Source organism: Uruburuella testudinis (assembly GCF_022870865.1).
Taxonomy (GTDB): Bacteria; Pseudomonadota; Gammaproteobacteria; order Burkholderiales; family Neisseriaceae; genus Neisseria; species Neisseria testudinis.
The window spans coordinates 590,775-615,774 of record NZ_CP091508.1; the positions used below are offsets into that span (position 1 = coordinate 590,775).

Annotated in this window: 21 protein-coding genes; 13 read left to right on the forward strand and 8 right to left on the reverse strand. The window is 54.7% G+C overall.

The features are described from left to right. Positions 1-47: 47 nt before the first annotated feature. Positions 48-815: an exodeoxyribonuclease III gene (xth, locus tag LVJ83_RS02660; RefSeq protein WP_244786059.1), complete on the reverse strand. Its 768-nt coding sequence runs from the start codon at positions 813-815 to the stop codon at positions 48-50. A gap of 101 nt (positions 816-916) precedes the next feature. Further along, positions 917-1,216, reverse strand: coding sequence for an ArsR/SmtB family transcription factor (locus LVJ83_RS02665; protein ID WP_244786062.1), 300 nt, complete (start codon positions 1,214-1,216; stop codon positions 917-919). Between the two features lie 70 nt (positions 1,217-1,286). On the opposite strand from LVJ83_RS02665, the gene LVJ83_RS02670 reads away from it, so the two are divergent. From LVJ83_RS02670 to LVJ83_RS13565, 5 genes are all read left to right on the forward strand, one after another. After that, complete coding sequence (locus LVJ83_RS02670; RefSeq protein WP_244786064.1) at positions 1,287-1,694, forward strand: hypothetical protein; 408 nt, start codon at positions 1,287-1,289, stop codon at positions 1,692-1,694. After that, positions 1,691-4,387 (forward strand): aminopeptidase N, encoded by a 2,697-nt coding sequence (pepN, locus tag LVJ83_RS02675; RefSeq protein WP_244786066.1) that lies wholly within the window; start codon positions 1,691-1,693, stop codon positions 4,385-4,387. The genes LVJ83_RS02670 and pepN overlap by 4 nt, the downstream gene beginning before the upstream one ends. Before the next feature lie 124 nt (positions 4,388-4,511). Next, positions 4,512-4,883, forward strand: coding sequence for a DUF805 domain-containing protein (locus tag LVJ83_RS02680; protein WP_244786068.1), 372 nt, complete (start codon positions 4,512-4,514; stop codon positions 4,881-4,883). A 368-nt stretch (positions 4,884-5,251) separates the two neighbouring features. Next, entirely contained in the window at positions 5,252-6,100 is an 849-nt protein-coding gene (locus LVJ83_RS02685; protein WP_244786070.1) for a YoaK family protein, read from the forward strand. A gap of 203 nt (positions 6,101-6,303) precedes the next feature. Further along, complete coding sequence (locus LVJ83_RS13565; protein ID WP_280515223.1) at positions 6,304-6,978, forward strand: YiaD family glycine zipper/OmpA-like lipoprotein; 675 nt, start codon at positions 6,304-6,306, stop codon at positions 6,976-6,978. A 306-nt stretch (positions 6,979-7,284) separates the two neighbouring features. On the opposite strand, the gene LVJ83_RS02700 is transcribed toward LVJ83_RS13565, so the two are convergent. Further along, on the reverse strand, positions 7,285-7,692 hold the full coding sequence (locus tag LVJ83_RS02700; protein WP_244786072.1) for a DUF2147 domain-containing protein: 408 nt from the start codon (positions 7,690-7,692) through the stop codon (positions 7,285-7,287). Between the two features lie 349 nt (positions 7,693-8,041). Between LVJ83_RS02700 and ychF the strand changes: the two genes are divergently transcribed. The 5 genes from ychF (at position 8,042) to LVJ83_RS02725 (ending at position 13,620) form a co-directional block, all read left to right on the forward strand. Beyond that, positions 8,042-9,133 carry a redox-regulated ATPase YchF gene (gene ychF / locus LVJ83_RS02705; RefSeq protein ID WP_244786074.1) on the forward strand — a complete coding sequence of 364 codons (1,092 nt, stop codon included), beginning with the start codon at positions 8,042-8,044 and terminating at the stop codon, positions 9,131-9,133. A gap of 475 nt (positions 9,134-9,608) precedes the next feature. Further along, entirely contained in the window at positions 9,609-10,103 is a 495-nt protein-coding gene (locus LVJ83_RS02710) for a glycine zipper 2TM domain-containing protein (RefSeq protein WP_244786076.1), read from the forward strand. A gap of 590 nt (positions 10,104-10,693) precedes the next feature. Further along, positions 10,694-11,515 carry a hypothetical protein gene (locus LVJ83_RS02715; protein ID WP_244786078.1) on the forward strand — a complete coding sequence of 274 codons (822 nt, stop codon included), beginning with the start codon at positions 10,694-10,696 and terminating at the stop codon, positions 11,513-11,515. 24 nt (positions 11,516-11,539) lie between these two features. Continuing rightward, complete coding sequence (gene tyrS / locus LVJ83_RS02720; RefSeq protein ID WP_244786080.1) at positions 11,540-12,805, forward strand: tyrosine--tRNA ligase; 1,266 nt, start codon at positions 11,540-11,542, stop codon at positions 12,803-12,805. A 101-nt stretch (positions 12,806-12,906) separates the two neighbouring features. After that, a complete protein-coding gene (locus tag LVJ83_RS02725; protein ID WP_244786083.1) occupies positions 12,907-13,620 on the forward strand; it encodes a hypothetical protein in 714 nt (237 codons plus the stop codon). A 233-nt stretch (positions 13,621-13,853) separates the two neighbouring features. Here LVJ83_RS02725 and LVJ83_RS02730 read toward each other — a convergent pair whose 3' ends face one another. After that, positions 13,854-15,131: an acetate kinase gene (locus LVJ83_RS02730; RefSeq protein WP_244786085.1), complete on the reverse strand. Its 1,278-nt coding sequence runs from the start codon at positions 15,129-15,131 to the stop codon at positions 13,854-13,856. A 572-nt stretch (positions 15,132-15,703) separates the two neighbouring features. Then, positions 15,704-16,891, reverse strand: a complete 1,188-nt coding sequence (prpF, locus tag LVJ83_RS02735) for a 2-methylaconitate cis-trans isomerase PrpF (RefSeq protein WP_244786086.1) — start codon at positions 16,889-16,891, stop codon at positions 15,704-15,706. Between the two features lie 153 nt (positions 16,892-17,044). Between prpF and LVJ83_RS02740 the strand changes: the two genes are divergently transcribed. Next, positions 17,045-17,665 carry a glucose-6-phosphate 1-dehydrogenase family protein gene (locus LVJ83_RS02740; protein ID WP_244787610.1) on the forward strand — a complete coding sequence of 207 codons (621 nt, stop codon included), beginning with the start codon at positions 17,045-17,047 and terminating at the stop codon, positions 17,663-17,665. A 179-nt stretch (positions 17,666-17,844) separates the two neighbouring features. Here LVJ83_RS02740 and LVJ83_RS02745 read toward each other — a convergent pair whose 3' ends face one another. Next, entirely contained in the window at positions 17,845-18,411 is a 567-nt protein-coding gene (locus tag LVJ83_RS02745) for a Z-ring associated ZapG family protein (protein WP_244786088.1), read from the reverse strand. A 395-nt stretch (positions 18,412-18,806) separates the two neighbouring features. Between LVJ83_RS02745 and mqo the strand changes: the two genes are divergently transcribed. Then, entirely contained in the window at positions 18,807-20,501 is a 1,695-nt protein-coding gene (gene mqo / locus LVJ83_RS02750; protein ID WP_244786090.1) for a malate dehydrogenase (quinone), read from the forward strand. 290 nt (positions 20,502-20,791) lie between these two features. Here mqo and acnD read toward each other — a convergent pair whose 3' ends face one another. Next, positions 20,792-23,398 carry a Fe/S-dependent 2-methylisocitrate dehydratase AcnD gene (gene acnD / locus LVJ83_RS02755; protein WP_244786092.1) on the reverse strand — a complete coding sequence of 869 codons (2,607 nt, stop codon included), beginning with the start codon at positions 23,396-23,398 and terminating at the stop codon, positions 20,792-20,794. A gap of 144 nt (positions 23,399-23,542) precedes the next feature. On the opposite strand from acnD, the gene LVJ83_RS02760 reads away from it, so the two are divergent. Further along, the gene (locus LVJ83_RS02760; protein WP_244786094.1) at positions 23,543-23,740 is read left to right on the forward strand and encodes a hypothetical protein; all 198 of its coding nucleotides are present in this window, start codon (positions 23,543-23,545) and stop codon (positions 23,738-23,740) included. Positions 23,741-23,749: 9 nt separating this feature from the next. Here the strand turns inward: LVJ83_RS02760 and prpC are convergent, their stop codons facing one another. Then, positions 23,750-24,901, reverse strand: a complete 1,152-nt coding sequence (gene prpC, locus LVJ83_RS02765) for a bifunctional 2-methylcitrate synthase/citrate synthase (RefSeq protein ID WP_244786096.1) — start codon at positions 24,899-24,901, stop codon at positions 23,750-23,752. Between the last annotated feature and the right edge of the window lie 99 nt (positions 24,902-25,000).

Here is a 25,000-nt window from a genome sequence, read left to right on the forward strand (position 1 = left end):
AGCTTGAAACACAGCGTTCAGACGGCCTTTGCATTAACCGTGCGGGTTTAATCGAATTTTGCCCATACCGGCGCATGATCGCTGGGGCGCTCCCAGCCGCGGGCTTCCAAATCCACCTGCACATCTTGCAAGGTTTCTGTCAGCGCGGGGGTAATCAGCAGGTGGTCGATGCGCAGGCCGAGTTTGCGTTGGAACATGGCGCCGCGGTAATCCCACCAGGTGTAAAACGCGCCTTCGGGGTGGATTTGGCGCAGGCTGTCGGTTAAGCCCAAGCCCAAAAGCGTTTGGAACCAGCCGCGCTCGATGCTGGAGCAGTGGATTTGTTCGCGCCATTTTTCGGGGTCGTAGCAGTCGGCATCGGCGGGAGCGATGTTGAAGTCGCCGAGCAGCACCAGCTTTTCGTGGCGGGTCAGCTCGTCGCGGATAAAGTCGGTGAGCGCGGCAAACCATTGCCGTTTGTAGTCAAATTTGGGGCTGTCGAGCGCTTCGCCGTTGACGCAATACACATTCACCACGCGCACGCCGTTGATGGTGGCGGCAATCACGCGCCGCTGCGGGTCGTCGGGCAGGCCGGGCAGGCCGGTGTGCACCTCTTCGGGCGGCTGTTTGCTGATGAGGGCGACGCCGTTATAGGTTTTCTGGCCGCTCCACACGGTGTGCCAACCGCTTAATTGGAAGGCTGCGGCAGGGTATTTGTCTTGATCGAGCTTGAGCTCTTGCAGGGCGAGGATGTCGGGCTGCTCTTTGGCAAGCCAGTCTTGCACGTGCGGCAGGCGCACATTGAGGGAATTGATGTTCCAGGTGGCGATTTTCATAATGCGGCGTTCGGATAAGGGAAAGGCCGTATGATAACAAATCTTTCAGACGGCCTTAAAGAAAGCTTTGCAGGCAAAGTGCGGCGGCTGCCGGCATGCAGTTAGTCGGCGGGGTAGAGCTCGTTGAGGGTGGCGATGACGGCTTCGATTTCGGGCGACGTGAGGCGGTATTGCAGCACGCGGTGGTAGCGGGTAAATTCAATCACGCCCTCGCTGCGCAACTTGGCCAGATGGTTGGAGATGGCGGTTTGGTTGATGCCGACCGCTTCAACCAGCTCGGTAACGTTTTTTTCGCTCTCAAGCAGCAGGCATAAAATCATCAGCCGGTGGGGGTGGGCGATGAGCTTGAGCAGGGCAGCGGCTTTGGCTGTGCTGTGCTGCATTTTTTGGAGGTTCGGCATAATCGGTTCCCGCCTGGGTTTCGGATGGTTTGATTGTAGGGCAGTTGCCCGCAAACGGCAATGATTGTTTGTGATATTTCAAAAACATGGTGTTGCAGGATGCCCTAGGGTGTCCGGACAATTTGTTTATGAGGGGATTTTTGTTCCTGAAAATGCAGATGCCAGGCAAAAACGCAGCAAGATTGGACATCTTGCGAGGCTTTTTAACGCAGCAGATGCGTTTTCAGGGGCAAAATACACCCGTAAATCGAATGGTCCGAACACCCTAGGGGCTGCCTTCAATATTTTTTTTCAGACGGCCTGTATTGATTATAGGCCGTCTGAAACCATATATTGGCGTTATACTCATTCAAAAAAACAACCCGGCATGCGGTTTGGCTTGATTGCGTGCCTTGCTTTTGCTGCTGCCGTGCCGGTTTGTTTGAAACATGCCTTGATTGACCCGAATCATCCGAATCACAAAGAGAGAAAGCCATGAGCAAAACCGTTTACTATCTGAAAGATTATCAGGCGCCTGCCTACCACATCCGCCAAACCGATTTGCGCTTTGAAATCGGCGAGCCCGACACCATTGTTAAGGCGCGTTTGCTGGTGTTGCCCCAACAGGCGGGGGCGCCGTTGGTGTTAAACGGTTCGGCGCAGTTGCTGTCGCTCAAGCTCGACGGTGAAGCGGTGGCGGATTACCGCTTGGCAGACGAAACGCTCACGCTTGATCATGTGCCGTCTGAAAGCTTTGTGCTCGAAATCGAAACCCGCGTACAGCCTTATGACAACAAATCGCTGATGGGGCTGTATGGCTCAAACGGCAATCTCTACACCCAATGCGAGCCGGAAGGCTTCCGCAAAATCACGTTTTATCCCGACCGCCCCGACGTGATGAGCAAGTTTACCACCACCATTGTGGCCGACAAAAAACGCTATCCGGTGCTGCTTTCCAACGGCAATAAAATCGACGGCGGCGATTTGGAAGACGGCCGCCATTGGGTGAAATGGCTTGATCCGTTTGCCAAGCCCAGCTATCTGTTTGCGCTGGTGGCGGGCGATTTGGCCTGCACGCGCGATACGTTTACCACCCAAAGCGGTAAAAACGTGGCGATTGAGTTTTACACTTCGGAAGCCGATCAGGCCAAAGTGCCGTTTGCGGTCGAATCGTTGAAAAACGCCATGCGTTGGGACGAAACCCGCTTCGGCCTCGAATACGACCTTGATATTTACATGGTGGTGGCGGTGGGCGACTTTAATATGGGCGCGATGGAAAACAAAGGCCTGAATATTTTCAACACCAAATATGTATTGGCCGACAGCCGCACCGCCACCGATGCCGATTTTGAAGGCATCGAATCCGTTATCGGCCACGAATATTTCCACAACTACACCGGCAACCGTGTAACCTGCCGCGATTGGTTCCAACTCTCGCTCAAAGAAGGGCTTACTGTGTTTCGCGATCAGGAATTTTCGGGTGACCGCGCCAGCCGTGCCGTGCGCCGTATCGAAAACGTGAGCCTGTTGCGCCAATTGCAGTTTGCCGAAGATGCCGGGCCGATGGCGCATCCCGTGCGGCCCGCATCGTATGAGGAAATGAATAATTTCTACACCATGACCGTGTATGAAAAAGGTGCCGAAGTGGTGCGCCTCTATCACACCCTGTTGGGCGAAGACGGCTTTCAAAAAGGCATGCAGCTTTATTTCAAACGCCACGACGGCCAAGCGGTAACCTGTGATGATTTCCGCGCCGCCATGGCCGATGCCAACGATGCTAATCTCGACCAAATGGCCTTGTGGTACAGCCAGGCCGGCACGCCCGTGCTCGACATCACAGGCCGTCTGAACGCACAAGCGCGCACGTTTACGCTCAATATCCGTCAAACCGTTCCCGCCACCCCCGATATGGCGGAAAAACAGCCGATGATGATTCCGGTGAAAGTCGGCTTGCTCAACCGGCAAGGCGAAGCCATGGCATTCAGGCCGTCTGAAAACGCCGAAGCACAAACCGAAGCGGTGTTGCTGCTGACCGAAGCCGAGCAGGAATTTGTGTTGCACGGTGTGGGCGAACATGTGGTGCCTTCGCTGTTGCGCGGCTTTTCCGCCCCTGTGTATCTGAATTATCCTTATAGCGATGAAGATTTGCACCTGCTGTTGGCGCACGACAGCGACCCGTTTGCCCGTTGGGAAGCAGGGCAAACGCTCTACCGCCGTGCCGTGCAGGCCAATCTGGCCGCCATTGGGGCAGGAGAGCCGCTGCCCGAACACCACGGCCTGATTGAAGCCTTCAAACAGATGCTCAAGCAGGAAATCGACCCCGCCTTCAAAGCCATGTTGCTGCGCGCGCCCGCTACCGCCGAATTGTGGGAAGGCGCTGAAAACATCAACCCGCTGCATTATCATCAGGCGCGCGAAGCCCTGCTGGATAACATCGCCAAAGCCTGCCTCGAAAACCTGGTCTATATCCGCACTTGGGCGCTCGATCAAGAAACAGAAAGCGGTATCGAAGCACCCTATGAATATCATCCGCAGCTGGCCGGCATCCGCAGCCTGCTGGCGGCCGTGCGCCTGCTCACCATCCGCGCCGAGCGCCACGCCATGATGACGCTGGCCGCCTATTCGGGCGAGCAGCATGCCGAGCACGAAAAAACCGTGTGCGCACGTCTGCAAGACTACATCACCCGCTACGAGCAGCTCACGCCCAATATGACCCACGAAATGAGCATTCTCAACACCGTCAATCATTTGGATGAAGACGGCCGCAACCACCTACTCAGCCGTTTTGCCGAACGCTATGCCGATGATGCGCTGGTGATGGACAAATACTTTATCCTCGTTGGCAGCAGCCACCGCCCCGACACGCTCAAACAGGTTCAGACGGCCTTGCACCACCCCAAATTCAGCCTCGAAAACCCCAACAAAGCCCGCTCGCTGTTGGGCAGCTTCGCCCGCAACGTGCCGCATTTCCATGCCGAAAACGGCAGCGGTTATGAATTTATCGCCGAAAAAGTGATGCAGATTGATGCATTTAACCCGCAAGTGGCGGCGCGGCTGGTGCAGGCGTTCAATATCTGCCACAAGCTCGAACCGCAACGGCGCAAACTGATGACCATGCAGCTTGAGCGCATTGCCGGCATGGATAAGTTATCGAAAGATGTGGCTGAGATTGTCGGCAAGATTCTGTCGTAAACCGCAGAGGCCGTCTGAAAATAAATGTTCAGACGGCCTCTATATCGATGGCAAGGCGAAACTGTTTTATTTGTAAATGCGTTATAATTTCAATTCACAATGATTCTGTCTGCAAGGAAATCTTATGTATTACTTCATCAAATGTCTGAAACAATACGCCGACTTTAAAGGCCGGGCGCGGCGCAAGGAATTTTGGTTTTTTCAGTTGTTCGTCCTGCTGATTATGTTGGTGGTGGGGCTGGGGGCTGCGTTTGCAGGCGTGAGCGAGGAATCGTCGGATATGCTGATGAATGTGATGGTGTTGGCCTTTTTCCTGCCTGCTCTGGCAGTGATGGTGCGCCGTTTGCATGATATCGACCGCAGCGGCTGGTGGGCATTGTTGAACCTGATTCCGCTGGCTAATCTGGTGCTGCTGGTGTTTGCCTGCTTCGAGGGTACGCGCGGCAGCAACCGTTTCGGCCCCGACCCGAAGCAGCAGGAAGGGCTGGTGGAATAAGCCGATCCGGTGCCGCCGATTTTGCAGTAACGAGGAGGGCGCCTGTGTCGGAAATAGCGGTTTGATGATATACGCCCGTTTCAAAGGCCGTCTGAAAACGGATTAATCCGCTTTCAGACGGCCTTTGTTGTTGATATGCATCATTCTGTGGTGAATCGGTGGTTACTTTTTTCAGACGGCCTTGTAAAATCAATATAGTGAGACCTTTGCTGCATTTTTGTTGACGCAGCAATAACGGCGTGACGGGCTATTATTTTACGCTGTAAAAGCCTTTTGCCGAGATTTCATTCCGATTATCTGATGCGGATGCAGACAGACTGCCTGTTTCACGGCGCAGGCCGTCTGAAACCTTTTTTACGGAGACACCGTTGCCCGAACCCCAAAGCCGCCGCGAGCGCCGCCGCCGTGCCAAAAGCAGCCACCAGCCGTTTTGGCAGGCCGACAAGCCTTATCTGCACGAGCACAATATCGCCGATGCGCGTTTCCGTTGGCTCGGCTATGTGATGGCGCTGTTGGCCGGCGCCATTAATGCCGGCGGCTTTTTTGCGGTGGCACGCTACACCTCGCATGTTACCGGCGAATTGTCGCATGCGGCCGATAAAGCCTATCTCGGCGAATGGGGCATTGTGGCGGCGGCGATGTTTGGGGTGTTGTGTTTTGTGTTTGGCGCCGCGCATTCGAGCTGGGTGATTTTGTGGACCAAGCGCCAGCGGTTTCGCGGCAGCTTCGGCCTGTCGATGTGGCTCGAAGCGGTGTATCTGCTGCTGTTTGGCGTGTTGGGCGCGGCCACGCTGACTTTCGGCGAAACGGTGGTGCCGCCGATTGCCATTTTTTTACTCTGCTTCATCATGGGCATGCACAACACGGTGATGACGATTATTTCCGGCGGCGCCATCCGCTCCACCCACATGACCGGCACCGCCACCGATTTGGGCATCGAGCTTTCCAAACTGCTGTATTACCAGCGCAGCGACAATCCGCGCCTGCCGCATGTGTATGTCAACCAGCCGAAAATCAGGCTGTTTACCGGCCTGATGGTGGCTTTTGTGGTCGGCGGCATTATCGGCGCGTGGGGCTATCACACAGTCGGCCACCATTTTGCGCTGGCGGTGGCGCTGGCCTTGTTTGTGCTCGGTTTCGGCTCGGTGGGCTATGATGTGAAAATACGCTTGAAGCTGATGTTGGTGCGCCGCCTGCGCGCGCGCGGGCTGATGTGAGCGGTTGCGCCCGACAAATACTGTTGTTTTCAGTTGAAAGGTAATGACTTGATTTACTGTGTAATATCAAGTTAAGAAAACTTCTAATCGGATTTAATGTCGGCTATAGTGAATGCGGGGTATGGCTTGTGCCATACCGTTTGACCATTGCGGGCAGGCGCTTGATGCGGCTTGCCGGATCTCATTATCGAAAGGATATTTCCATGAAAATATTGAAACCGTTAACCTTTTTGGCTGTGGCCGCACCTTTGGCGCTGGCAGGCTGTGTAACCAACGCCACCACCGGCGAGCGGCAGGCCAGCAAAACCGCCATGTATGGTTTGGGCGGTGCGGCCGTCTGCGGCATTGTGGGCGCACTGACCCACGGCAGCAAAGGCGCGCGCAATTCTGCGTTGGCTTGCGGTGCCATCGGCGCAGGTGTTGGCGGTTACATGGATTATCAAGAGAAAAAACTGCGTGAAAGCCTGGCCAACACCGGCGTAGACGTGCAGCGCGAAGGCGATCAAATCAAGCTGGTAATGCCTGAGAGTGTGACGTTTGCCACCAACAGCGCCACCCTGAGCACTGCTGCGCAAGATGCGCTGACCCGCGCCGCTCAAACGCTGGTGCAATATCCTGATACCACGCTGACCGTGGCCGGCCACACCGACAACACCGGCTCTGATGCCATCAACGAGCCGTTGTCGCAACGCCGCGCCCAGGCGGTGGCAGGCTATCTCAACCAACGCGGTGTCGCCACATCGCGCCTGAGCACCGTCGGCTACGGTTCGCGCCAACCGGTTGCCTCGAATGCTACCGCTGAAGGCCGCGCTCAAAACCGCCGTGTGGAAATTCTGATTAATCCCGATCAGGCTGCCGTACGCGCCGCACAGCAGTAATCCGGTTTGTGTTCCCGCATGGGACACCCTAGGGTATCCTGACCATTCGATTTATGGGTGCTTTTTGCTCCTGAAAACGCATCTGCTGCGTTAAAAAGCCTCGCAAGATGTCCAATCTTGCTGCGTTTTTTGCCTGGCATCTGCATTTCCAGGAACAAAAATCCCCTTATAAACGAATTGTCAGAATACCCTAGGATATGCCCATTCGAAATCGTCAGCTTGCTTTTTCGAATGGGCATGATTATATGAAAAAGGCCGTCTGAAACACTGTTTAAGTGTTTCAGACGGCCTTTGACTTTGCTGCGGTCAGTCTGCTTTTTGCCAGGTCTGTGTGCGGCCCAGCGCCGATACGCCCAGATAGCCGCGCACTTTCAAAGCATTGCCGCCATTGGCCAGCTCGGCTTTGGCATTGTAGGTTTTGCCGCTTTTGGGGTCGTAAATTTTGCCGCCCTCATATTTGCCGCCTTTTTCTTTCAGGCCGGTGAGCACGCTCAGCCCGATCAGCGGTTTGGCCGGTTTGCAGGCCGGGCATTCGTTTTTCACGCCATCGGCCAATGAGACGATTTGACCGCTGTATACGCCGCCGCTCTGGCTGATCTGCACCACGGCTTTCGGTTTGCCGGTTTCATCGTCAATGGTGCGCCATTTGCCTTCGATGCCTTGGGCAAAAGCCAGCGGGCTGATGAGTGCGCTTAAAATGATTAACTTCTTCATGATTTCTCCTTTGTTATCCGCAACTTGAATGTGGTGCGGTTTATGAAGCATAATCAAAAAAAGTGATTAGGTGAATTACTCTAAGTGAAATAATTTATTTTAAAATCAATAAAACCGGGGTTTTCAAAAGCCGCCGGCCTTTTCGGTGTGCGTCTAGGGTGTCCTGATGTGTCGTTTATGGAGGGGTTTTGTTCCTGGAAATACAGGTGCAAGGCAAAAAACGCAGCAGATGTACTTTTAGCGCAAAAAAAAGATGATATATGACATATCAGGACACCCTACAGGCGCTATGCGGAAATATGCTATAATCGCCGGTTGATTAAAATTGCACAATTTCAGGAAGAAAATCATGAGTTTGAAATGCGGCATCGTCGGCTTGCCCAATGTCGGCAAATCCACCTTGTTTAATGCGCTGACCCAATCGGGCATCGAGGCGGCCAATTATCCTTTTTGCACCATCGAGCCGAATGTGGGCATTGTGGAAGTGCCCGATTTGCGCATGGAAGCATTGGCGAAAATTGTCAACCCGCAAAAAATGCAGCCTGCGATTGTGGAATTTGTCGATATCGCCGGCTTAGTGGCCGGTGCGAGCAAAGGCGAGGGCTTGGGCAACCAGTTTCTGGCCAATATCCGCGAAACCGATGCAATTGTGAACGTGGTGCGCTGTTTTGATGATGACAACATCGTGCACGTGGCCGGCAAAGTCGACCCGATTGCCGACATCGAAACCATCGGCACCGAGCTGGCGTTGGCCGACCTGGCGAGTGTTGAAAAAGCCATTCTCCGCGAAGGCAAACGCGCCAAATCGGGTGATAAAGAGGCGCAAAAGCTGGTGGCTTTATGCGAAAAACTGCTGCCGCATCTGAATGAAGGCAGACCCGTGCGCGCATTCGGCCTCGATGCCGATGATTTGGCGCTGCTCAAACCGCTGTTTCTGCTCACCGCCAAACCTGCGATGTATGTCGGCAATGTGGCTGAAGATGGCTTTGAAAACAACCCGCACCTCGAGCGCCTGAAAGAATTGGCCGCCAAAGAAAATGCGCCCGTGGTAGCCGTATGCGCCGCCATGGAAAGTGAAATTGCCGAGCTGGAAGACGAAGAAAAAGCCGAATTTCTGCACGAAATGGGCTTGGAAGAGCCGGGCTTGAACCGCCTTATCCGCGCAGGCTATGATTTGCTCGGCCTGCAAACCTACTTCACCGCCGGCGTCAAAGAAGTGCGCGCCTGGACGATACACAAAGGCGACACCGCCCCGCAGGCCGCCGGCGTGATTCACACCGATTTCGAGCGCGGCTTTATCCGTGCGCAAGTCATCGCTTATGATGATTTCGTGGCGCTTGGCGGCGAAGCCAAAGCCAAAGAGGCCGGCAAAATGCGCGCGGAGGGCAAAGAATACGTGGTGCAGGACGGCGATGTGATTCACTTTTTATTTAATGTCTGACATTTGTATATTGACTGCGGCGGCTGAGCATGCCGCATGATAATACCCATTCACAAAAATAACCTAACAGCGTTGGCTCGCCTTGCTAGCTTACTTTTGTGAATGGGTATAAGTGAAAAAATACAGCCGAATTTTGCGGCTGTATTTTTTTGTATTCGGCGTATGGGCAAGATATGCAGATTGTTTGCCGGGCTGCTGATGCCCGTTGTTTTGATGCAGCCTCAAAAAATAAAACTGCCGCCCCGGGTTTCAGACGGCCTCGGATGCATCAGGCCGTCTGAAAGATTGTGTTTAAACATGCATTGATGTAGGTAAATTGCCACGGCCCGGATACGGCTTTCGGTAAGCACGATTAAAACTTTGCTAAAGGTCGGCACTTTGCAGGCGTTTTCTGCTCATAATGCACACATGCCGCAAGGCCGTCTGAACGCGATGGCGCGGCGCCACCTTTACCATCATTATGCAGGAGCGCATTATGAACGCACGCAAACTTTTCATCTCGTTATTCGCCGCCACCGCCATGACCGCCGCCCCGCTGGCCATGGCCGATATGGGTCGCACTGAATCCACCATTGTCGGCGCCGCCGTCGGCGGTGTGGCCGGTAATTTGATCGGCGGCGACATGCAGTCGACCCTGATCGGCGCAGCGGCCGGCGGCGTGCTGGGCAATCTGATTGCCAAAAGCAACAGCAACTACACCCGCGAAGGCCGCTACAACAACCGCTATTACTACGGCGGTCGCGAGTTTAAAAACCGCCAAGATTACAATGCCTACCGCGAAGCCGCCCGCCGCGGCATGTTGCGCGACCAAGAAGCGCGCCGCTATCAGGCTTATCAAAATTACCGCAGCCAAAAGGTTAATGTGCGCGGCAACAGCCGCTACGGCCAACAGCAATGGCGCAACGGCAACGGCCACAACAAATACCGCGTGGTACAGCATCGGGAGCGCGGTTACGGGCATCGCCGTTAAGCATCTTGCCGTATTTAAGCTGCTTAGGGTGTTCTGAGCATCCGCCTTTTCAGGAGCAAAAACTTCATATAAAGAATGGCCGGGATGCTCCGGCATGCAGTCGGGAACAATATTTGTGTTCCCGATTTTTTATTGTGCGGTGCGCGCCATTGGGGGGGCTGACAAGTTTGATTGACGGGTGTATTTTGCCCCTGAAAATGTATCTGCTGCGTTAAAAGAGTGATGATATATGACACATCAGGATACTCTAGATGGCGATACCTCTTTTTTTAATTGGCTCGTCTCAAACCGTGGCAGGCGGCCAAGCTACAAGCTATGATGCTGACGATAAGCCTGTTGTCGTCTTGTTCGCTTACTTTTTTGAATTGGTATAAAATAAAACACTTGTATTTGCTGTAGAATATCTTGTTTGATTTCCTGAATCCGTTCAACTGAAAATAACAATTGCAACAGAGCAGAATGATTCGGTTGGGCCGCTATAATATTATGGGTTTGGCGCATCATTCGTCGTATGCGTGCATCTGCCGGCGGGTAAATGAATTATCGTGATATGATTTGCGCTTTTGTTGAAATTTAAAGGCGGGTAGGTTATGCATGATTTGGCTGTTGTCATCGCAACTGTATGTAGAAAATCATTATTGCGTGCCGTGGATTCTATATTTCAACAGGATTTTACCGGGCGCATTCAGATTTTGATCGGTGTAGATAAAGATTTAGGCGGCAATGAGCAGAAAATAAAAGCGCAGTTGCAGAAAAAATGCCCGCCCAATTGCTCTTTATTTTGGCTGAATCCGGGGTATTCCACATCAAAACGGCATGGTGGTGTGCATCGGTGTTGTTATGGCGGCTCATTGAGAAGCGTTTTATCATTTTTAGCCGATGCGCCTTTGGTGATGTATTTGGATGATGACGATTGGTTTGATTCCCAACACTGCCGTTTGACCGTGGAATCACTACAGGGCAGAGCATGGGCTTTTTCCCACTGTATTTATGCTGACGGTAATAAAAACCAAGGATTATGCGTTGATTTGTTGGAAAGCGTCGGCCCGGGAAAAGGAATTTATGTGCAAGATTTTGGCGGGTTTGTGCGGCCTTCCGGCTTATTGTTGGATAAAATAAAATGTTTGCATATTCTGCATTTATGGGCCGACTCGCCTAATGAAAATGGAGATGCGGAAGACCGTTTGGTTTTTAATCAGCTCAAACAAATGCCTTACGGTTTTACAGGCCAAGCCACGGTATTTTATACATTGGATCCTGCCGATGGCATGCATCATGCGCGGTTGGATTATATTCGGGAGCAAGGTGCTGATTTTAAATCAGTTGATAAAATAGGCACCGTTCGCGAACATAAATCAACAGCCAGTATTGCTTGGCGCAGAATCAAAAGTAAATACAAAAAATCAAAATAACTCAGCATAGTGAATGGAAATTTAATGGAATCAGTGATTCAAGACTTGCAAGCGCGCGGCCTTATCGCGCAAACCACCGACATTGAAGCGCTCGAAGCGCTGTTGAACGAACAGAAAATCTCACTTTACTGCGGCTTCGACCCCACCGCCGACAGCCTGCATATCGGCCATTTGCTGCCGGTGTTGGCTTTGCGCCGCTTCCAATTGGCAGGGCACACGCCTGTGGCGCTGGTGGGCGGGGCGACCGGTATGATCGGCGACCCGAGCTTTAAAGCCGCCGAGCGCAGCCTGAATACCTTGGAAACCGTGCAAAATTGGGTGGAAAGTATCCGCAGCCAGCTGAAGCCGTTTCTGAGTTTCGAGGGCGATAACGCGGCGGTGATGGCGAACAATTACGACTGGTTCGGCGGCATGGGCTGCCTTGATTTCTTGCGCGATATCGGCAAGCATTTTTCTGTTAATGCGATGCTGGCGAAAGAATCGGTGAAGCAGCGTATCGAGCGTGATGATGTGGGCATTTCGTTTACCGAATTTGCCTATGCACTGTTGCAGGGCTACGATTTTGCCGAGCTGAACAAACGCTACGGTGTGATGCTGGAAATAGGCGGCTCCGACCAATGGGGCAACATCACTTCGGGCATCGACACCACCCGCCGCTTAAACCAGCAAAGCGTGTTCGGCCTCACTTTGCCGCTGGTCACCAAATCAGACGGCACCAAATTCGGCAAAACCGAAGGCGGCGCGGTGTGGCTGGATGCCAAGAAAACCTCACCGTATCAGTTTTACCAATTTTGGCTGAAAGTGGCCGATGCTGATGTGTATAAATTTTTGAAATACTTCACATTCTTGAGTGTGGCCGAAATCGATGCCATTGAAGCGCAAGACCAGGCCAGCGGCACCAAACCTGAAGCGCAACGCATTTTGGCCGAAGAAATGACCCGCCTGATTCACGGTGAAACCGCACTGGAAGCGGCGCAGCGCATTTCCGCCAGCCTGTTTGCCGAAGATCAGAGCAACCTCACCGAAGCCGATTTCGAACAACTGGCGCTCGACGGCTTGCCTGCCTACCCGGTCGGCGGCAGCCTGAGCATCGTGCAGGCGCTGGTGCAGAGCGGGCTGGCCAAGTCCAACAACGAAGCACGCGGCTTTGTCAAACAGGGCGCGGCGGTGGTAAACGGCGCGAAAATCGAAGCCGACGATTATGTGCTGGCCGATGCCGACAAACGCTTCGGCAAATACACCATCGTGCGGCGCGGCAAACGCAACCATGCCTTGCTGGTATGGGCGTAAGCTTTGAGGCAGAGCAGGCCGTCTGAACGCAATGGGTTTCAGACGGCCTTTCGATTATCCGTCAAACGGCGGTAGCGATTCGAAACACAGAGGAAAATATCATGAACCACTACACCGGCATCGGCCTGCCGCTAACCGAACAGGCGCACTTTGAGACGGTGTTGCCGCGTTTGCTGGAAGAGGCGCAAACCTTGGTGCAAGGCAGCCGGCTGACTTATTATGTGTATACCGATTCGAGTATGGCGCAGCTGTGGCTGGGCACTGATGACCAAGGCGTGTGCAGCTTCGAGCCGTTTTTTCAGGGGCAGGCGCAGCGGCTGCTGTATCTCGACAGCATTTATCCGGCAGATAACGGCACCGCCTTAATCAGCGCATGGCCGTCTGAAAAGCGCGAAGCAGGGCGGCCGCTGATATTCAGCGTGCCTGATGGCGATGCTTTGCAAGAAAACCAAATCGGCAGCTGCGCCTGGGTGTTGCTGGCGGCCTTTGCTGAAGATGTCCGCCTGTTTGCCGACCAAGAAGCCTATATGCAGGCGCCGGCCGGCGAAAAAATGGATTGGCCGCTGCCCGATTTGCGGCCGGCCGGGCAAAACGGCGGCGAAGCGTATATATTGCTGACCGGCACGATTACAGCGTCGGAGCGGCGTTTGAATGAATTCGGCGGGCTGCCTTTTTACCGTTTGTCGGTTGCCACAGAAGGCGGCGAATTGGAAGCCGTGGCCGATATGGCGCTGTTTCGGCAACCCCCGCAGCCGGGCAATGTGATACAGGGTTTGTTTTGGCTGAGCGGCCGGGTGTTGGCAGAGGCCGTCTGAAAGATTGTGTTGGGCTGCAACATTTTCTTTTGCTTGAATCATATCGCTGCATAGCGTGGGTTTTGCCTGTGAAAAACTCATGCAAGCCGCGCAGTATCAACACCAAAACGAGCCGGTTCAGTTAGATTGTTTGGGTGAACAGACATCAAACATCAGGCCGTCTGAAAGCTTCAAACGTTCAGACGGCCTGATGTTGACGGTTACGGATATTCGGCTTGCGGCCGGTTTCACACTCAAGCAGCGTTTTCGCCCAAGCCGGTCAGACTGCGGGTATCAAAGGCAATCATGCGCTCTTCGTTGGTGGGCACCACCAAGGCAGCCGGAGCGGTGCCTGCGCGGGTGATGGCGCCTGCTTTGCCGAAACGCACGGCTTCGTTGGCTTCTTCGTCAAGCTGCAAACCCAAAATCCCCAAATAGCCGATGGTTTTGGCACGGATCAGGCTGGAATTTTCGCCGATGCCGCCGGTAAACACGACCGCATCCAAGCGGCCGGTAGCTACGGCCATTGAGGCGATGTATTTGGCCAGCCGGTAGGCGGTGATTTCCAACGCCAGCTTGGCGCCTTCGTGGCCTTCTTCGGCGGCTTCCTGAATAGTGCGCATGTCGTTGGAGAGCTCCGAAATGCCTAGCAGACCGGATTTTTTGTTGAGCATGTCGGTAACTTCTTTGGCGCTCATGCCGGTGGCTTCTTCAATAAAGCCGTAAGCGCCGGGATCGAGATCGCCGCTGCGGGTGCCCATCACCAAGCCTTCGAGCGGGGTCAGCCCCATGCTGGTGTCTTTAGATTCGCCGCCGAGCACGGCCGCAACCGATGCACCGTTGCCCAAATGGGCAATCACCAGCGCGGTATCTTGGATATCTTTGCCCAGCAAATCGGCAGCGGCTTGAGCCACATAGCGGTAGCTGGTGCCGTGAAAACCATAGCGGCGCAGGCCGTATTTGCGGTAGAGCTCGCGCGGCACGGCATAGGTATAGGCGTGTTCGGGCATGGTTTGGTGAAAGGCGGTGTCAAACACGCCGACATTGGGCAGGCCGGGGAAAATCGCCTGAGCGGCACGGATGCCGGTGAGGTTGGCCGGATTGTGCAGCGGCGCCAGCGGAATGCATTCTTCCAAGGTGGCGATGACATCATCGGTAATCACCACCGAAGCCGAATATTTTTCACCGCCGTGCACCACGCGGTGGCCGATGGCGGCAACCAAGCCTTGCAAGTCGTGTGCTTTCAATTCTTCCAGCAAGGCTTCTACGGCGCCGGTGTGGTCGGTGTTGCCGCTGAGCTCAACGCGGTGTTTGTCGCCGTCGGCCTTGTTGACAAACCATGAGCGGCGGCCGATGGGCTGCACTTTGGGGTTTTCATAATAGTTGAAGGTGATGTAGGCATCGGGGGTGGTCAGCTTTTCGGCCAGACAGCTTAAAATCAGCTCGCCGTTGATGCTGTCGAGCAGCGCCCCTTTAAGTGATGAGCTGCCGCAGTTTAAAACCAAAATCAGTTTGTGGTTTTCTTGTACCATGTTGGGGGTTCTCCTTTGTGTTTTTCTTATGTCTTGCGCATGCAATGTAGTGCAATGTAATTGATGCCGGCGGCTTTGTGAAATAGTTTCTGCGGATTGGTGTCATCAGAAAAGCTGATGTTTCAGACGGCCTGATGTATTGCCCCCGCCTTAGGGTGTCCTGACCATTCACCTATCAACATCTTTTTTGCGCTAAAAGCACATCTGCTGCGTTAAAAAGCCTCGCAAGATGTCCAATCTTGCTGCGTTTTTTGCCTGGCACCTGCATTTTCAGGAACAAAAATCCCTCATAAACGAATGGTCAGAACACCCTAGGGTGTCCTGACCATTCGATTTACGGGTGTATTTTGCCCCTGCCCGTGTGCATGAATGATCGTTACTCCGCTTTCTGTCGTCAATTGATTTGAATGTAACGATAGCTTTTTGTGGTTTTGTTGGCATGTAAACGGCATTTTGTTACAAGTCAACGGCTATTTATGGGATTTTCTTGTCCAAAACTCACGTTGCCTATAAAAAAGAGGCGCATCGGTGCACCCCTTTTCGCTCTGCAAGTTGCCTTGGCGGCGGTCGGTTTAAAAACAGTCGCCGGGCACGCAGACACGGCCTTCCATAATCACGCGGGCGCTGCGGCTCATGATGGCTTTGGTGACTTTCCATCCGCCGTTTTGCTGTTCGGCCTGTGCGCCCACGCGCAGGGTGCCGGAGGGGTGGCCGAAGCGCACAGCTTGGCGTTTGCCGCCGCCGGCCGCCAGATTGACCAGCGTGCCGGGAATGGCGGCGGCGGTGGCGATGGCCACGGCGGCGGTGCCCATCATGGCGTGATGGAGCTTGCCCATGCTGAGCGCCCGCACCAATAAATCGATATCGGCGGCGGCCACCGTTTTGCCGCTGGAGGCAACATAATCCTGCGGGGCGGCCACAAAGGCGATTTTGGGGGTGTGCTGGCGGGCGGCGGCCTCATCGATGTGTGTGATCAAGCCCATTTTCAGAGCGCCGTGGGCGCGGATAGTTTCGAATCGGGCCAGCGCTTCGGGGCTGCCGTTGATGTCGTCTTGCAGCTCGATGCCGCGATAGCCGATGTCGGCGGCATTCAGAAAAATGGTGGGAATGCCGGCATTAATCAGGGTGGCGGGAAAACTGCCGATGCCGGGTATGTCGAGCTCGTCAACCAGACGGCCGGTGGGGAACATGGCCGCGCCGTCGTCGTCATCGGCCGGATCGATAAATTCGATTTGCACTTCGGCGGCGGGAAAGGTGACGCCGTCAAGCTCGAAATCGCCGGTTTCCTGCACTTGGCCGTTGTGCATCGGCACATGGGCGATGATGGTTTTGCGGATATTGGCCTGCCAGATACGCACGGTGCAAAAGCCGTCGGCGGGAATGCGCGCGGCATCGATCAGGCCGTTGCTGATGGCGAATGCGCCCACGGCGGCGGTGAGGTTGCCGCAATTGCCGCTCCAGTCGACAAACGGCTTGTCGATAGATACCTGGCCGAACAGGTAATCGACGTCGTGGCCGGGTTGGGCGGATCGGCTCAGAATCACGGCTTTGCTGGTGGATGAGCTGGCATTGCCCAAACCGTCGATTTGTTTGCCGTAGGGGTCGGGGCTGCCGAGTACGCGCAATAAGATGTTGTCGCGTGCGGCGCCCGCTGTTTGGGCGGCTGGGGGCAGGTCGGTGAGCTTGAAAAACACGCCTTTGCTGGTACCGCCGCGCATGTAGGTGGCGGGAATTTTGATTTGGGCGGGGAAATGGGTCATGAATCATCCTTTGTATGCTGTTTTTCTGATGTTTTTTTAGGCAGAGAGCCATTGCCATTGTAAGGGCAATCCGCTGGGGTTTGGAAGTGTGCGGCCGACAAAAAAGAGGTTTTTTCAGGTAAAATCAGTGCTTTGATTTCAGACGGCCTGATGATGCTGACCCCCGAACATTGCGATTTATTCAAGCTGCCGTTTTTTCAGTTTGCCCAATTGAAAAAATACCAACCGCAAGCCATTCCCCAAATCAAAGCCGATTACCGGGCTGCCTGGCAAACATGGCGGGCGCTGATGATGCAGGTATCCGGCTGTTTGGGTGCGCCGTTTGCGCCGCCGCATATCGAGCGCTGGTGCAACGGCTGGCAGGTGCGGGCGCATTTTTTTGCTTTTTTCAAATATGCGCAGTATCAGGAGGGCGCGGCGATTTTGTCGGTGTTGCTCAATCGCCGCCGCTTAACCGTAAGCCTTGATTGGCACAGCCATAAAGCCGCCGGGTCGAATATTGCGTTGGCGCAATACAACCGCTGGCCGCAGGCGCTCGACCAACAGACGTTTGCCGGTTTCGATATGTGGCACGGCAGCGACAGCGAATATGCCGATTACCCTACAGTAGCGCAGCGGGCGCATTCAGACGGCCTGAAACTGCAATCGGCGGATGATTTTTTCTGCATCGGCCGCCATCTGGAACGCGATGAATTGGCGCACACCGATTGCGCCGTCTGGGTGGTGCAGACATTGCAGTCTTTGCAGCCTGTGTATGAATCTGTTTACCGCTGATCGTCATTTGTAAAAATAAGCTGACAAATCAACCGGCTTTGTGCTGCCTGTAGGCCCGTCGTCTGATCAGCTTACTTTGTAATGATTATTCGGCCGTGGCAAAAGAAAAACATCAGGCCGTCTGAAAGCCTGCTGCATGGGGCAAGCTTTCAGACGGCCTGACGGATGATGCGGGCGCTTTATGCTTTGGGCGGGGTTACATCGCGCGGCGGCACTTCGTCGGGCTGGTGGAGCAGCGTATCGGTTTCGGTGTCGATGATGGGCGGCGCATCGGTAACCGGCACTTCACTGACCGGCTCCTGCTCTTCCGGGTCGACATGCGGCGGCACGATTTCTTGATGTGCCGGCAAGACGGCGGCGGCCTGAACGGCAGCCTGAACATCGCTTTCCTGCGCCAACGGCTCCACTGCCGCGGCGGCCAGATACGATACGGTTACCGCTTTATTGCTGCGCTGCGCCAGTTGCGCCTGCAAGGCTTCTTTGCCCATCAAATCTTGCGCACCATTGCTCAGGTGTTGGATCACTTTTTGATAGCTGCGGTTTAATTCGTCTACCGCGGTGGCGGTGTCGGCAAAGTGGCGGTCGACTTTTTGACGGTAATCGCCAAACTGTTGCACCAATGCATCGTGTGCTTTTTGCTTGGCGCTGCTTTTACGCATCAACAGCCACATAATCAGCAGGCCGGCCAAGAGGCCGATCACGGCTGCCAGAGCCAACTGCATTTCCCAGGGCAGATTTGCATTCATGGTGTTTTCCTTATGGTATGAAAAAATGGCCGCGGCACACGCAACAACCGCCGCAGCCCCATTCAAAAGTCAGCCGAAGGGTGGGGCTTGATGCGGCACCCTGACAAAACAACTTCCGTTTGAGCTGAAGCGGCGTTATGCAGCCGGGTTGTTTTTTGAATGGGGATAAGATAGCGTAATCTTACCAATGAAGCGGGTGCAACACCATGCAAATTTGTTAACAATTAAATGGAAGGCGTTTCTAGGATGCCCTAGGGTGTCTGAAAACCAGAGGGAAAATACTGTATCAAGGTGTGGCGTTTTATGCGCTGCCTGATAAACAAATGCGGTAAAGTTTGATTTAAGTCAATATTTGTTGTTAAACTACACCTTCTTGATTAAAAAGAAACAACACGATGAAAAACACGATTAAATTTTTCGCCTATATCATCATCGCCGCTGTGGTGGCCGCGCTGATTTTTTTAAATTGGCCGCTCTATCAGCGCAGCGTGCCTGAAGCTGAAAACGAACAGCCCGTTGATGTGGTGGTGATCGGCGGCGGCATCATGAGTATGACGCTGGCCACGTTGTTGCAAGAATTGCAGCCCGACTGGAAAATCGAAGCCTTCGAGCGCCTTGATGCGGTCGGTTTGGAAAGCTCCAACGGCTGGAACAACGCCGGCACCGGCCATGCCGCCTTTGCCGAGCTCAATTACACGCCCGAGAAAAACGGCGTAATCGAAACCGAACGCGCGCTGCGGATTACCGAGCAATTTGAAGTGTCGCGCCAGTTTTGGGCGCATCAGGTGCGCGCAGGCCGCCTGAGCAGCCGTCCGCAAGACTTTATCAATGCCACGCCGCACATGAGCTTTGTGTGGGGCGACGCCAATATCGAATTTTTACGCAAACGCCATGCAGCCTTAGTGAAAAATCCGATGTTTTACGGCATGGAATTCACCACCGACCAGGCGCAAATCCGCCAATGGGCGCCTTTGCTGATTGAAGGCCGCGACCCGCAGCAGAAAGTGGCCGCCACCTATATGCCGCTGGGCACCGATGTGAACTACGGTGTGATTACTAACCAACTCACCGAAGCGCTGAAAAAACAGCCCAACTTCACCTTAAACCTGCAACACGAAGTGCGTGCGCTGCATCAAAATGCCGATAAAAGCTGGAACGTAACCGTTTACGACGTTGCCACTCAAAAAGAAAAAACCGTTAAAGCCAAATTTGTCTTTATCGGTGCGGGTGGTGCGGCCTTGAAACTGTTGCAGCTTTCAGGCATTCCCGAGTCGAAAAACTACGCCGGTTTCCCCGTTGGCGGCCAATTCCTTTCATTTGAAGACCCGAATCTGACCACACAGCACCGCGCCAAAGTATACGGCCAGGCCGAAACCGGTGCGCCGCCGATGTCGGTGCCGCACTTAGACACCCGCTTCCTCGACGGCAAACAAAGCATGCTGTTCGGCCCGTTTGCGCTCTACAGCACCAAGTTCCTCAAACAAGGCTCATGGTTTGACTTGTTTAGCTCGGTGAATATGCACAACGTGGCCGGCATGGTGAAAGTGGGCGCGGAAAACCTTGATTTGGTGAGCTATCTGGTGCAGCAGGCGATGCTGAAAGACAGCGATCGCCAAGCCGAGCTGTTGAAATACTACCCCACTGCCAAGCCCGATTCATGGAAGCTGATTACCGCCGGCCAGCGTGTGCAAATCATCAAAAAAGACCCTGAAAAAGGCACGGTATTGCAATTCGGCACCGAAGTGGTTACCGATCAAGACCACACCCTCGCTGCCTTGCTCGGTGCTTCACCCGGTGCCTCCACTTCGCCTTCCATCATGCTGGGGCTGCTGGCCAAAGCCTTCCCCGAGCAAATGGCACAAGGTTGGGAAAGCCGTCTGAAAGAAATCGTGCCTTCATACGGCCAGCAAATCAACAGCAGCCCGGCGCTCACCAACCAAATCCGCCGCGCCACCAGCGAAGCGCTGCAATTGCCGTATATCGAAGTGCCGGCCGATTTGGGGCAGGCGGATGCGGTGATTGAACCCGCGATTATCGTTGCCCCCGACGCAGACAGCAAAAACCTCAATCAGGAAGAGCAGGCGATGTAAGGCCGTCTGAATGGAATGAATGAAAAGTAAACCGGCCCGCAGGGGTCGGTTTTTTATTTGAAACAGGGAATACAATAATCATCATGTTATCAAACGCTATGGGTCTGGTAAAGGTAAGTAAGCATTTTGAGGATGGCTGAAAAATTGGTTTCAGACGGCCTTGTTTTGAAATGAGTAGTTGTGGGAAGAGCCTGCGCTGCGCTTGTTCGGCACAATCAATAAAATGCCGTCTGAAGTTTTTCAGACGGCATTTTTTCACTTCAATCCAATAGTATCCATCATGGTATCAATCAAGCGGCATTGCCTTCCAAAAAGTCTTGTGCGAAGCGTTGCAGCACACCGCCGGCTTCGTAAATCAGCACTTCTTCGGCGGTATCTAAGCGGCAGAGTACGGGCACTTCGAGCGTTTCGCCGTTGGTGCGGCGGATGACCAGCGTCAGCTCGGTGCGCGGTTGGCGTGTGCCGATAACATCGTAGGTTTCGGTGCCGTCCAATTCAAGCGTTTTGCGGTTGGTGCCGGGCAAAAATTGCAGCGGCAGCACGCCCATGCCGATGAGGTTGGTGCGGTGGATGCGCTCGAAACCTTCGGCCACAATCGCTTCTACGCCGGCGAGGCGCACGCCTTTGGCGGCCCAGTCGCGGCTGGAGCCTTGGCCGTAGTCGGCGCCGGCGATGATAATCAGCGGTTGTTTGCGGTTCATATAAGTTTCGATGGCTTCCCACATGCGCATGGTTTGGCCTTCGGGCTCAACGCGGGCGAGCGAGCCTTGTTTGACGGTGCCGTCTGCGTTTTTCACCATTTCGTTAAACAGCTTGGGGTTGGCGAAAGTGGCGCGTTGGGCGGTGAGGTGGTCGCCGCGGTGGGTGGCGTAGGAGTTGAAGTCTTCTTCGGGCAAGCCCATTTTGGCAAGGTATTCGCCGGCGGCGCTGGCGGGCAGAATGGCGTTACTCGGCGACAGGTGGTCGGTGGTGATGTTGTCGGGCAGAATCGCCAGCGGGCGCATGCCTTTGAGGCTGCGTTCGCCTGCCAATGCGCCTTCCCAATAGGGCGGGCGGCGGATGTAGGTAGACTGCGGCCGCCAGTCATACAGCGGGCTGGCAGCTTTTTCGGCGGCGCCGGTGTCGAACATGGGGATGTAGATGTCGCGGAATTGCTGCGGTTTGACATGTTCGGCCACGATGGCGTCGATTTCTTCATCAGACGGCCAGATGTCTTTCAGGCGGATTTCTTGGCCGTCTGAAACGCCCAATACATCGTTTTCAATGTCGAAGCGGATGCTGCCTGCAATCGCATAGGCCACCACCAGCGGCGGTGAAGCGAGGAAGGCTTGTTTGGCGTAGGGGTGGATGCGGCCGTCGAAATTGCGGTTGCCGCTCAATACGGCGGTGGCATACAAATCGCGGTCGATGATTTCTTGCTGGATTTGCGGGTCGAGTGCGCCGCTCATGCCGTTGCAGGTGGTGCAGGCAAAGGCGACGATACCGAAGCCGAGCTGCTCCAACTCGCTCAACAAACCGGCTTCTTGCAGGTAGATTTCGGCCACTTTGGAGCCCGGTGCGAAGGAGGATTTTACCCATGGTTTGCGGGTGAGGCCGAGCTTGTTGGCGTTGCGGGCGAGCAGGGCGGCGGCCACCACGTTGCGCGGGTTGCTGGTGTTGGTGCAGGAGGTGATGGCGGCGATAATCACTGCGCCGTCGGGCATTTGGCCGTCGGCAGGAGTGTCATAAGGGGCGGCCAGGCCTTTTTTTACCAAGTCTTCGGTGGCGAAACGGGCGTGCGGGTTGGAGGGGCCGGCCATGTTGCGGCCGACAGCGGAAAGGTCGAATGTGAGCACGCGCGGGTATTGGGCGGTGTCGAGTGCGCTTGCCCACAGCCCGGCGGTTTTGGCATAGGTTTCCACCAAATTTACTTGCGCATCATCGCGGCCGGTAAGTTTTAAATAATCAACGGTTTGACGGTCGATGTAAAACATGCCTGCGGTAGCGCCGTATTCGGGGGTCATGTTGGAAATGGTGGCGCGGTCGCCGACAGACAGGCTTTCAGCACCTTCGCCGTAAAATTCCACAAACGCGCCCACCACGCGCTCTTTGCGCAAAAATTCAGTCAGTGCGAGCACGATGTCGGTGGCGGTGATGCCGGGCTGGCGTTTGCCGGTGAGCTCGACGCCGACAATGTCGGGCAGGCGCATCATGGAAGCGCGGCCGAGCATGACGGTTTCGGCTTCGAGGCCGCCGACGCCGACGGAAATCACGCCCAGCGCATCGACGTGAGGGGTGTGCGAATCGGTGCCGACGCAGGTGTCGGGGAAAGCGATGCCGTTTTTCACTTGGATTACGGGCGACATTTTTTCGAGGTTGATTTGGTGCATGATGCCGTTACCCGCCGGAATCACGTCTACATTTTCAAAGGCGGTTTTGGTCCAGTTGATAAAGTGGAAGCGGTCTTCGTTGCGGCGCTCTTCGATGTCGCGGTTTTTTTGGAAGGCGTCGGGATCGAAACCGCCGCATTCTACCGCCAGCGAGTGGTCGACAATCAATTGGGTTTGCACCACCGGATTCACTTTGGAAGGGTCGCCGCCTTTGTCGGCAATGGCATCACGCAAGCCGGCCAAGTCGACCAGTGCGGTTTGGCCGAGAATATCGTGGCACACCACGCGGGCGGGATACCACGGAAAATCGATTTCCTGCTTGCGGTCGAGCAATTGGGCGAGCCATGAATCAAGCGTTTCCTGATCAACGTTGTCGGCGCGGTTGACCAGGTTTTCGGCCAAGATACGGCTGGTGTAGGGCAATGTGTCGTATGCACCGGGGCGCACGGCATCGCAGGCGGCACGGGTGTCGTAGTATTTGAGGCCGGTGCCGGGCAGGGGTTTGAGATATGGGGCGTTTGTGCTCATGGTGGTTTCCGTTTCGTATTTTTCTTGTGGGTTTCAGACGGCCTGTGTTCAGGCTTGAGGCCGTCTGAAAGGTTTTCTGAGTGGCATTGCTGTTGATTGTTTGATTGCAGGCTTTAACACGCGTTTGCTTTTCTGGCCTGCTCAATGCTGCTGCAATCTGCTCCCTCTCTCCCGTGGGAGAGTGGGCGAGGGCGGCAAACCGTCGGTTTGCGGGCGGCTGCCGGTTTTTCAGACGGCCTCAAACAGCAAAAAGCGCATCGGTGTCACACACATGATGCGCTTGATGATTCGGCACATCATGCCGTGTTTTTTCAGACGGCCTTTATTCATAAGGCCGTCTGAAAACCTTGCTTAACGCTCGTCAATCGGTACAAATTTCAAATCATCGGGGCCGGTGTAGTTGGCGCTCGGGCGGATAATCTTGCCGTCTTCGCGCTGCTCGATGACGTGGGCGCTCCAGCCCGAAGTGCGCGAAATCACAAACAGCGGGGTAAACATGGCGGTGGGTACGCCGAGTTTTTGGTAGGAAACAGCAGAAAACCAATCAAGGTTGGGGAACATTTTTTTCTCGTTCCACATCAGCGTTTCGAGGCGTTCGGCCACATCAAACAGCAGCATGTCTTCCACTTCGGCGCTCAATTCGCGCGCCACTTCTTTAATCACCACGTTGCGCGGGTCGGAAATGGTGTACACGGGGTGGCCGAAACCGATAACGATTTCTTTGCGGCCGATGCGTTCGCGGATGTCGGCTTCGGCTTCATCGGCGCTTTGATAGCGTTTTTGGATGTCGTAAGCCACTTCATTGGCACCGCCGTGTTTCGGGCCTTTGAGTGCGCCAATCGCGCCGGAGATGCAGGAATACATATCCGAGCCGGTGCCTGCAATCACGCGTGAGGTGAAGGTGGAGGCGTTGAATTCGTGTTCGGCATACAGAATCAGTGAAACGTGCATGGCTTTCACATGCGCCGCGCTCGGGCGCTCGCCGTGCAAGAGGTGCAGAAAGTGGCCGCCGATGCTGTCTTCTTCGCTTTCGAGTGAGATGGATTTGCTGTTGTGGCTGTAGTGATACCAGTAGAGCAGAATGCTGCCGAGTGAGGCCATCAGCTTGTCGGCGATGTCGCGCGCTTCGCTCACGGGGTGGCTTTCGCGCTCGGGCAGGGTGCAGCCCAATGCAGATACGCCGGTGCGCATCACGTCCATCGGGTGGGCGGCGGCGGGCAGGCTTTCCAAGACGCGTAAGACGTTGGAAGGCAGGCTGCGCATGGCTTTGAGCTTTTTCTTGTAGGCTTTGAGCTCGGCTTTGTTGGGCAGGTGGCCGTGTACCAGCAGATGCGCCACTTCTTCAAATTCGCAGTGGTTGGCCAAATCGAGAATGTTGTAGCCGCGATAGCTCAAATCGTTGCCGTGTTTGCCCACGGTGCACAAGGCGGTGTTGCCGGCGGGCACGCCTGAAAGGGCGACGGATTTTTTCGGCTTGGGGGTAACGGGGGTTTCGGTAGTCATACGGTTCTCCTGTGCAGACTTTTTATGGGATGGTGTTCAGACGGCCTTTGGCTCTTGGCGGCTTGTGGCAGGCCGTCTGAAAGGTTGCACTTGCCCACG